The sequence below is a fragment of the Elizabethkingia miricola genome (assembly GCF_001675285.1).
In the GTDB taxonomy this organism is placed as follows: Bacteria; Bacteroidota; Bacteroidia; order Flavobacteriales; family Weeksellaceae; genus Elizabethkingia; species Elizabethkingia miricola.
The window spans coordinates 142,107-152,188 of sequence record NZ_LSGQ01000014.1 but is presented as its reverse complement, the minus strand read 5'-3'; the positions used below and the strand labels follow the sequence as shown (position 1 = coordinate 152,188).

The 10,082-nt window shown below is 36.7% G+C and carries 10 protein-coding genes; 5 read left to right on the top strand and 5 right to left on the bottom strand.

Annotated features, from left to right (window positions below):
* Positions 1-93: 93 nt before the first annotated feature.
* The gene (locus ATE49_RS10880; RefSeq protein ID WP_065082185.1) at positions 94-744 is read right to left on the bottom strand and encodes a DUF1349 domain-containing protein; all 651 of its coding nucleotides are present in this window, start codon (positions 742-744) and stop codon (positions 94-96) included.
* Positions 745-830: 86 nt separating this feature from the next.
* Here ATE49_RS10880 and ATE49_RS10875 point away from each other — a divergent pair, with 86 nt between their 5' ends.
* Positions 831-1,595, top strand: a complete 765-nt coding sequence (locus ATE49_RS10875; protein ID WP_065082184.1) for a response regulator transcription factor — start codon at positions 831-833, stop codon at positions 1,593-1,595.
* Here the strand turns inward: ATE49_RS10875 and ATE49_RS10870 are convergent.
* Together ATE49_RS10870 and ATE49_RS10865 are read right to left on the bottom strand one after the other, a co-directional pair.
* Positions 1,588-2,130 (bottom strand): hypothetical protein, encoded by a 543-nt coding sequence (locus tag ATE49_RS10870; protein ID WP_260256177.1) that lies wholly within the window; start codon positions 2,128-2,130, stop codon positions 1,588-1,590. The genes ATE49_RS10875 and ATE49_RS10870 overlap by 8 nt on opposite strands.
* Positions 2,131-2,182: 52 nt before the next feature.
* The gene (locus ATE49_RS10865) at positions 2,183-2,482 is read right to left on the bottom strand and encodes a hypothetical protein (RefSeq protein ID WP_034867682.1); all 300 of its coding nucleotides are present in this window, start codon (positions 2,480-2,482) and stop codon (positions 2,183-2,185) included.
* A gap of 121 nt (positions 2,483-2,603) precedes the next feature.
* On the opposite strand from ATE49_RS10865, the gene ATE49_RS10860 reads away from it, so the two are divergent.
* The 4 genes from ATE49_RS10860 (at position 2,604) to ATE49_RS10845 (ending at position 8,383) form a co-directional block, all read left to right on the top strand.
* Positions 2,604-5,042: an alpha-ketoacid dehydrogenase subunit alpha/beta gene (locus ATE49_RS10860; RefSeq protein WP_065082183.1), complete on the top strand. Its 2,439-nt coding sequence runs from the start codon at positions 2,604-2,606 to the stop codon at positions 5,040-5,042.
* A gap of 13 nt (positions 5,043-5,055) precedes the next feature.
* On the top strand, positions 5,056-5,886 hold the full coding sequence (locus ATE49_RS10855) for an OmpA/MotB family protein (RefSeq protein WP_065082182.1): 831 nt from the start codon (positions 5,056-5,058) through the stop codon (positions 5,884-5,886).
* Positions 5,887-6,094: 208 nt separating this feature from the next.
* Complete coding sequence (gene lpdA / locus ATE49_RS10850) at positions 6,095-7,483, top strand: dihydrolipoyl dehydrogenase (protein ID WP_065082181.1); 1,389 nt, start codon at positions 6,095-6,097, stop codon at positions 7,481-7,483.
* A 105-nt stretch (positions 7,484-7,588) separates the two neighbouring features.
* Positions 7,589-8,383, top strand: coding sequence for a patatin-like phospholipase family protein (locus ATE49_RS10845; RefSeq protein WP_059344839.1), 795 nt, complete (start codon positions 7,589-7,591; stop codon positions 8,381-8,383).
* On the opposite strand, the gene ATE49_RS10840 is transcribed toward ATE49_RS10845, so the two are convergent.
* Positions 8,359-8,724, bottom strand: a complete 366-nt coding sequence (locus ATE49_RS10840) for a diacylglycerol kinase family protein (RefSeq protein ID WP_065082180.1) — start codon at positions 8,722-8,724, stop codon at positions 8,359-8,361. The genes ATE49_RS10845 and ATE49_RS10840 overlap by 25 nt on opposite strands.
* Positions 8,724-10,079 (bottom strand): M20/M25/M40 family metallo-hydrolase, encoded by a 1,356-nt coding sequence (locus ATE49_RS10835; protein ID WP_234108007.1) that lies wholly within the window; start codon positions 10,077-10,079, stop codon positions 8,724-8,726. Before ATE49_RS10835 ends, ATE49_RS10840 begins: the two co-directional genes overlap by 1 nt.
* Positions 10,080-10,082: the final 3 nt, after the last annotated feature.

The following is a 10,082-nucleotide window of genomic DNA, read 5'->3' as shown; positions in this document are numbered from 1 at the left end:
AACTATGCAAACTTATCACAAGGATTTATAAGAAAAAGAGGCCTTTAAAAGACCTCTTCCCCTTATTTACTATATGAAAAAAGAATAATGTAATTATTCCTGATTTTCCTTTAACCACTTTAATCTTCTCTGATCCGGAAGATGTTTTACACTAAAGTTTTCAAATTTTGCCAGAAAACCTTTTCCATCCGGACTGGCACCCATTAAACCAACCATAACCGGAGTATTGTCCTGTAGATAGGCATTGCGCATTAGCTGGTAGTTTTTATCATCAAAAGAATAATAAATTTCTACAGCATCCAGCCTCCTTACAGCTTTTATCCAAATATATGGAAGACTTTTATCCAGACTAATCATACTCCAGTCACTTGTTTTATGGGTAACAACACTACTAATGTTGTATCTGCCATCCACAAATTCAATACCGGTTTTTATATAATTTTCCTTATCAATACGCAGCATTAGTCCTGCCTGATCAAATCTTTCTTTGTAATCTCCGGCAATTTTTACCTTTACTTCAAATTCACCACCATAAACCCCGTAACAGAAGGGGGCATCGTCTACTGTAAATCCATAATGGGATATTCGCCAGTAATCACTTTGTGGAGTTACAAACATCTGAAGGCTATTGTTTTTGGTCTCCCATTTTTCAGGTTCATTAAACCACTGAAGCTTTTCCAGTTTTTGGGCAGAAACCTGTTGTAGCGTTATGCTGCCAATCATAAACAATAATAGTTTTCGCATATTGATGTTGTTTTTAGCTTAATTGATTATTTTCGCAAAGCTATAATAGACCAACACAGGTAGCAATACTGATTAATAGCCATTTTATGGAAAATAATATAGGTACTACTTTAAATGAACAGCTGCTTCAGCAGAACTTTGGCAAGGATAATAATCCGGAAGCCCAATTGCACGCAGGGCAGGATATCGCAAAGTTATATGCACAAACGGAAAATGCAATAGCAGTACTGAGTGATCTGGTATCAGATAAAAGTTATATCTATTACGGAAATATGGCTGCCACGTTAGGACTCACAAATGAAAAGTCGGAAATACCTTCTATATGGGAAAAAGATGTGCTGGAGAGAATTCACCCGGATGATCTTACTGAAAAATACCGAATGGAGCTGTATTTTTTTCATTTTTTGAAAGGTATTGCACAGAATAAGAGAAGGGGTTATTACGTTTCCAGCGCTGTACGGATGAAAACTTCTCTGGGAAATTATTTGTCGGTATGGCACCGTATATTCTATATTAACAATACACCGAACGGAAGCATAGGTTTGGTATTATGCCTTTACAGTTTTTCATCATATCCCGGACAGAATTCTTATGAAGGAATGATTGTAAATACTGCTACCGGAGAAGTTATGAAAACCAGTAAACCCGAATTGGATAATATATTGTCAGAACGGGAAAAAGAAATTCTGACATTTATAAAAAACGGTAAGCTGAGCAAAGAAATTGCTGCTGAATTATCTATAAGTCTGCATACCGTTAACCGCCATCGCCAGAATATTCTGGAAAAGCTTCATGTAAACAATTCTTTTGAAGCTTGTTATAAAGCAGAGTACCTCGGTTGGATTAGTTAGGAAGAGCTGTATAGAGAATATATTCCATGCTTTTTTTGAAGTAAGCCTTTTTTTCAAAATCCGGTTTTCCAAAGAAAGGATCCAATTGATCAGCAGGTGTAAGAATTGTACTTGTTTTCATACCGAGATTTGCCATTCCTACAAATATTTTAGTTTTCTTGCTATCCTTCTCCAAAAACAGCAGATAAGAATAATCGGTATTATTTCTTATTTCCAGTTTTTCAATATTTTCATAAAGAATTACATGATTAATATTTTTAGATGAGATAATAGCTTGCTTGCCTTCAAAGTAAATCTTAAAATTACTGGCGAGAAGCTTTTTGAAAAGAAAAGAGAGAAGAAAGAAAACAATAATTGCAGCAATACCCATTATCATAATTCCCACAGCTCGGGGTATTTTGTTTAGCTGATAGCTAATAACAATAGTCATGAATATTGTAGGGATAAGAAATATAGAAAATATGATAAAAAATATAGATAGCCGGTACTGAGGTTGTGTCATTCCCCTAAAGCTTAAAGTAAAGTTTTCTTTCATAATTATTAAAATAATAGGAGCAGGAATATTTCCTTTTGAATAAATAACAGGATTAATTAATCAAATCTAAGAAAACAATAATAACAACAGAAATAGCTAAAGCAGTTAATGCGATAATAAAAAACAGGTCGGCAATCCGCTCGTATTTATAAGATTTTTTTTCCGATTCTGTACGTATGGCAAGAAAAGAGAGGATACAACTAGCCATTAAAAGCAAACTTGCAACTGCTGCAAAATCATCTAAATAGGTTCCTTTTGACAGTTTTGCGACTTTTAGTGAAGTGATGATTACTAAACAAAACCCCAAAAGATTTGAGGATGTGTTAAGAATATGCTGTGATTTTCTTTTCATTACTAAAGCTCTCGTTTTTTTTAACTAATTTATGTAAATAAGCATTACGAGGCAGTTTTTTAATAAATTTTATGATAAATAAATAAATACTAAATTCTTATATTTGTAAAAATGCTTTACAATGGAAGTTACAGATATTGAAACATCACAGGTTACTTTTGAAGATTTCAAAAAACAAATACTTGCGGATTACAAACTAGGAAGAGTTTCAAGAGAAATGAGCCTTTTAGGAAGGAGAGAGGTATTAACCGGAAAAGCCAAGTTCGGGATTTTCGGTGACGGGAAGGAACTTCCTCAGTTAGCAATGTCCAGAGTATTTAGAGACGGAGACTTCAGATCAGGGTACTACCGTGATCAGACTTTTGCGATGGCAATTCATGCATTAACACCAGAAAGCTTCTTTGCTTCTTTATATGCAGATACAGATGTGGAAAGAGATCCGGCATCTGCAGGAAGACAAATGAACGGTCACTTTGCTACAAGATCTTTAAATGAAGATGGTAGCTGGAGGGATCTTACCAAAATGAAAAATATCAGTTCAGATATTTCACCAACAGCAGGACAAATGCCTCGTTTATTAGGACTTGCTCAAGCTTCTAATTATTACAAAAATAATACTTATCCGGGATCGGAAAAATTCTCTAATGGAGGTAATGAAGTTGCCTTCGGTACTATTGGTGATGCTTCTACTGCTGAAGGTCATTTCTGGGAAACTATTAATGCTGCAGGAGCATTACAGGTTCCGATGATTATGTCTATCTGGGATGATGGTTATGGAATTTCTGTATCAACTAAAAACCAGAGAGCGAAAGAAGATATAACAGAAATGTTATCAGGATTCCAGAGAAAAGAAGGTGAGAAACAAGGTTTCGAACTTATTCAGGTAAAAGCTTGGGATTATCCGGCACTACAGGATGCATATACTAAGGCAGAACATTTTGCAAGAACAGAAGGAGTTCCTGTAATTATTCACGTTATTGAAGTTACACAACCACAAGGACATTCTACGTCCGGTTCTCATGAGCGTTATAAATCTGCAGAAAGATTGGAATGGGAGCAGGAACACGATGGACTAAAAAAATTCCGTGAGTGGATTCTGAACTATGAAATTGAAGGTGAAGAAGGATCAATGGTACTGGCTTCTGAAGAAGAATTGGATCTTATAGACAGAGAAGCCAAGAAAGAAGCTAAAGACGGGCAGAAGAAAGCTTGGGATGTGTATCAGGGAACAATTGTTTCATTAAAAGATAAAGCATTGCCTGCAGTAGAAAAATTAGCTACAGTATCTGCAAACCCTGCAGGAATAAATGAAGAGATTGAAAAATTCAAGTCGCTTATTACTATTGCTAAGAAAGAAGTTTTCCATTTACTAAGAAGATCTCTTTGGGTAACAAGAGGCGAAAACTCTGCAGAGCGTCAGGCTGTAAAAAATATATTAAATGAGTTAACAGCTGTTGAAAGAGATAATTATTCATCTCATCTGTACAGTGAATCAGAATGGCAGGCTGTAAACATACCTGAAGTTAAACCAACTTATGCAGACGATGCTGAAATGGTGGACGGAAGAGTAGTGATAAGAGATAATTTTGATAAAATATTAGCAAAATATCCTGAATTCTTAATCTTTGGTGAAGACAGTGGAAATATTGGAGATGTAAACCAGGGCTTAGAAGGGCTTCAGGAAAAATATGGTGTCGATCGTGTTGCCGATACAGGTATTCGTGAAGCTACAATATTAGGGCAGGGGATTGGTCTTGCTATGAGAGGACTTCGTCCTGTAGCAGAGATTCAGTATCTGGATTACCTGCTTTACTGTATTCAGGGAATGAGTGATGATTTGGCGACAGTTCATTACCGTACGAAAGGTGGGCAGAAAGCTCCGGTTATTGTACGTACAAGAGGTCACCGTTTAGAAGGAATCTGGCATTCAGGATCGCCAATGGCAGGAATTCTGAACTTAATAAAGGGGATTCATGTATTAGTGCCAAGAAACCTTACAAAAGCTGCAGGTTTCTACAATACAATGTTGCAGTCAGATGAACCTTCTCTTATTATTGAAACTCTGAACGGATACCGTCTGAAAGAAAAGTTGCCAAACAACTTAGGAGAGTTTACGGTACCGGTAGGTAAAGTAGAAATTACAAAAGAAGGGACAGACGCTACAGTAGTAACTTACGGTTCTACATGGAGAGTTGTAATGGAAGCAGCAGCAGAATTAGAAAAACTTGGCGTGAATATTGAAGTAATAGATATTCAGTCATTGATGCCGTTTGATATATCTGAAGATATTCTGGAAAGTGTGAAGAAGACAAACCGCTTGGTAGTGGTAGATGAAGATGTACAGGGAGGTGCAACAGCCTTTATTCTTCAGCAGGTTATTGAAAAACAAAAAGCGTTCAGACATTTAGATTCAGAACCGTTGACAATAGCAGCACAAGATCATAGACCAGCATATGCTTCAGACGGAGATTATTTCTCTAAACCTTCGGCAGATGATATAGTGGAGAAAATTTATGCATTGGTGCGTGAATCCAATCCAACAAAATATCCGGAGATTTAATAAATATTTTATTATGAATAATATATTGAAATTTGTTTTAGCAAGTGGTTTAGGGTTAGCATTAACTTCATGCGGAACCCAGAAAAAGTTAGAAGCATTACAAACAGATTATCAGAAGTGTCTGAGTGATTCAGGGCAGAAAGAAAGCCTTATTCAGAGTCAGAAAGTAAGAGTTTCTTCATTGGAAGAGCAAATTAATTTGCTTAAAAACCAAAATGTAATCTTACAGGAAAGCTTAAAAGATTGTGCAACTAACAGCAACAAAGGATCTATGAATATAGAGAAGCTGATTGGTCAGATCAAAGAATCTCAGGATTACATCAAGAGATTACAGGATGCAAGATCTAAGCAGGACTCTTTGAATATTGCAATATCCAACAAGCTGAAAAGATCTCTTGATAATATCAATGATCAGGATATCGATATCAAAGTTCAGAAAGGTGTTGTATTCATTTCATTATCCGATAAAATGTTATACAAATCTGGCAGCTACGAAATCCTGCCTACAGCTGAAACTGTATTAGAGAAAGTAGCACGTGTAATCAACGACTATAGTGACTACGATGTGATGGTAGAAGGACATACGGATACAGATCCGATGAAGCCAAATGCATTAATCCGAGATAACTGGGATCTGTCTGCATTGCGTGCAACTTCAGTTGTAAGAATGCTCCAGACTAAATTCGCAGTTAATCCTTCCAGAATGACAGCTGGAGGACGTTCAGAATACGTTCCTAAAACAGACAACAATACGCCGATGGGTAAATCTGAGAACAGAAGAACAGAAATTATCGTTCTTCCTAAATTAGACCAGTTCATGCAGCTATTGGAAGCAAAAAGATAAAATTGTAAATTCCTTATAAAAGCCTGTTTCAGTTATTGAAACAGGCTTTTTTATTGACTATCGAATTGAGACATAAAGTATTGCCGGTTCCGGATATATTCTCTTTTTTGCAAAATCTGTAATCGGCTGTTTATTCTCATTCGTTCGTTTTTAGTTTCGCTATTTTTTTCACAATCTTTTTCGTAAATTCGCAATAAAATTTTTTCCAATGAATTACGATATTATTGTTATAGGAAGTGGACCTGGTGGTTATGTTACTGCAATCAGAGCTTCCCAATTGGGTTTCAAAACTGCAATTATAGAGAAAGAGAATCTTGGTGGTATCTGCCTTAACTGGGGTTGTATTCCAACAAAAGCTTTATTGAAGTCTGCACAGGTTTTCAAATATATAGAACATGCTGAGGAATATGGTCTTAACAAAGTAGAACCTAGTTTTGAATTCTCGAACATCATCCAGAGAAGCCGTGGCGTTGCTAATAAAATGAGCAAGGGTATCGAGTTCCTGATGAAGAAAAACAAAATCGATGTAATCTTAGGTACTGCAAAAGTGTTACCAGGCAAGAAAGTAGAAGTTACTGATGCTGAAGGTAAAAAACAAACTTATGCAGGTCAGAATATTATTATAGCAACTGGTGCACGTTCCCGTGAATTGCCAAACCTTCCGCAGGATGGCAAAAAAGTAATCGGTTACCGTCAGGCACTAAGCTTACCAGAGCAGCCAAAATCTATGATTGTTGTAGGTTCAGGAGCTATTGGAGTTGAGTTTGCTTACTTCTATTCAAGTTTAGGAACTAAAGTTACTGTAGTAGAATTCTTGCCAAACATCGTTCCTTTAGAAGATGAGGAAGTATCTAAGCACTTAGAGAAATCATTGAAAAAAGCAGGAATTGAGGTAATGACAAATTCTTCTGTTGAAAGCGTAGATACTACAGGTGAAGGTGTAAAAGCTAAAGTAAAAACGGCTAAAGGTGAAGTTATCCTTGAAGCAGATGTTGTACTTTCTGCAGTTGGTATCCAGGCAAATATTGAAAATATCGGACTTGAAGAAGTTGGTATTAAAACAGATAAAGGAAGAGTTTTAGTAAACGAATGGTATCAGACAAATGTACCGGGTTACTATGCAATTGGAGATATTATCCCTACTCAGGCACTAGCTCACGTAGCATCTGCTGAAGGTATTACTTGTGTTGAGAAAATCAAAGGAATGCATGTAGATAAAATTGACTACGGCAATATCCCTGGTTGTACTTACTGTCTTCCTGAAATTGCATCTGTTGGTTTAACAGAAAAGCAGGCTAAAGAAAAAGGTTACGAAATAAAAGTAGGTAAATTCCCGTTCTCTGCTAGTGGTAAAGCTACAGCAAATGGTGATACTGATGGTTTCGTAAAAGTAATCTTCGATGCTAAATATGGTGAATGGTTAGGTTGCCACATGATTGGTACTGGTGTTACTGAATTGGTAGCTGAAGCTGTAGTAGCAAGAAGATTAGAAACTACAGGTCATGAGATCATTAAATCTATCCACCCGCACCCAACATTATCTGAAGCGATTATGGAAGCGGTAGCAGCTGCTTATGGAGAAGTAATTCACATATAATATAAACGTAATATAAATATTATGTGAAAAATAATTAAAATCCACAGCAACTGCTGTGGATTTTATAATTTTATAAACCAAATTTTTACAACACAAAATTATTAAATGGATTACAGAACAGGGCTCGTACTTTCGGGAGGCGGAACTAAAGGCATTGCTCATGCAGGAGTGCTGAAGTTTCTGGAAGAGCAGCAAATAAAAGTAGATGTTATTTCCGGTACATCGGCAGGGGCATTGGTTGGAGCGTTATATGCGTATGGAAAGTCGCCTGAAGATATTCTGGCTTTTTTCCAGTCTGTCCATTTTTTCAACTGGAAACATTTGGTATTTAATAAGCCAGGTATCGTAAGTTCAGATATTTTCAGAATTTATCTGGAACCTATATTTGGAAATTCAAAAATAAAGGAAAGCAGAATTCCGTTGTTGCTTACGGCTACAGACTTGGGAACAGGAACTTTGCATGTGTTTGATGAAGACACAGAGGTAATAGATGCTATTATTTCTTCTGCTGCAATTCCGGGAGTTGCCACGCCCTATAGTATTAATGAAGAAATCTATTGTGACGGCGGTATTATCAATAATTTCCCTGCAGATTTATTAAACAATAAGGTGGAGAAAATGATTGGGGTATATCTTTCTCCTATGGAAAAGCTGAATCAGAATAAAATAAAGAGTATACGTTCGGTTACTGAACGGGCTTTGGAAATATTATTGTACAGATCGGAGCACCATAAGTTTGAATTGTGTGATTGGTTTATACCTTTAAATAGACTAAGCAGCTACGGACGATTTGAAACTAAAAAGCAACGGACCCAGGAGATATTTGATATTGGCTACATCTCTGCGCAGGATACCTTTGCAGAAAGCTTATTTTATCAGGATAAGAAATCCATTATATAAGGCAGATAAACATAAATGCCTGTTAAAACAGCCGCAAGAACTGCTATTACAACAGCTCCGGCGGCTATATCTTTTATGATACCTATATACTGATTGTATTCAGGGTGAACAAAATCACATATTTTCTCTACACATGTATTCAGAGCTTCAGTAACCAGAACAAAGAATGAAGCCATCAATATAAGTGCTATTTCCAGTCTTTCTAACTTTAGAAAAACAATAAGAAACAGGTTAACCAAAAGGCCTAATATTTCAATCTGGAAATTTCTTTCATTTTTGAGTAAAAATAAAATTCCTCTGAAAGCATTACCAAAACTTTTATGTAGAGAAGGTTTACGCATTATTCCCAGTATTTGTCAACCATATATATTAACTGAGTCATCACACTGGCTCCTAACAGAAGTTCTCTTCGGTTTACAGCCTCAAAAGTATCAGATGAAGAGTGGTGCAGGTCGAAATATCTTTGTGAATCCGGCATTAAACCGGCAGTAGATACACCATATTTTTTTAATGGTGCAATATCGGTTCCTCCTTCTGAATCTGCAATATTATGAACATTATAGCTTGCAAATAATTTCATCCAATTTTTTACGTCAGTTTTTTGATTTGGTGTCACATCCATAAAGAAACCAATAGGAGAGTAGCCTCCGGCATCACTTTCAAGTGCAAAGATATGTTTCTCTTTGGCACCATTCTCTTCTGCATATTTTAGTCCGCCCCGCGTTCCGTTTTCTTCATTAGCAAATAATACAGCGCGTATTGTATGATTATTGTTAAGTCCTAGTTTTTTGAAAGTTCTAAGTACTTCTATAGACTGTACAATTCCGGCACCATCATCCTGTGCGCCTTCACCTACATCCCATGAATCCAGGTGTCCTCCGACAACAATAACTTTCTGATCTTTTTTACCGGTAATTTCTCCGATTACAGAGTTGCTCATGACTTCCTCTCTCATTCCACAGTTTGAATTGAGTTTAGCAGTTACCTTTTGAGATTGTAATAACTTAGCAAGATTCTCCGCTCCTTTTGGACCAATAGCCACAGCCGGTATTTTTTCTATTCCGTCTTCATACTTCATTGCTCCGGTGTGTGGTGCGTCGTCTGTAGCAGAAGATAAAGAGCGGATGATTACAGCTTTTCCACCTTTCTTTGCAACCATAGAAGCTGTTGCTCTCCTGTATATTCCGGCATCACGATATCCAAGGAATGTAGTAATATAAGATTGGTTGAAAGGATAGCTGAAAAATACAATTTTACCTTTTACGGCACCTTCCGGCAATGCATTGAACTCTTCAATAGTTTTTACCATAATTATATCTCCGGTCAGGTCTTTACCTTTAGTCCCTTCAGAGTTTCCAAGAGAAAGCATATTGACAGACTGCCACTGCCCATTAGCTGTTTTTATATGAAGAGATTCTTTACCTCTTACCCATACCGGAACTTTTACAGGCTGAAGCCATACTTTATCCGCTCCGGCTTGTTTTAATTGATTAACAGCCCATTGGGTTGCTTTTTCGTAAGCTGCAGAGCCGCTTAGTCTGTGCCCAATATTTTTACTAAGATCCCTTAGTTCTTCATAGGCTTCTCCGTGGTTTAAAATTTGTCCTGATATTTTAGAAAATACCAGAGAATCGTCCTTTTGTTGGGCGAAAAAAAATCCACTCGCGATGAGTGGAATAAGCATTAGTTTTTTCATTGC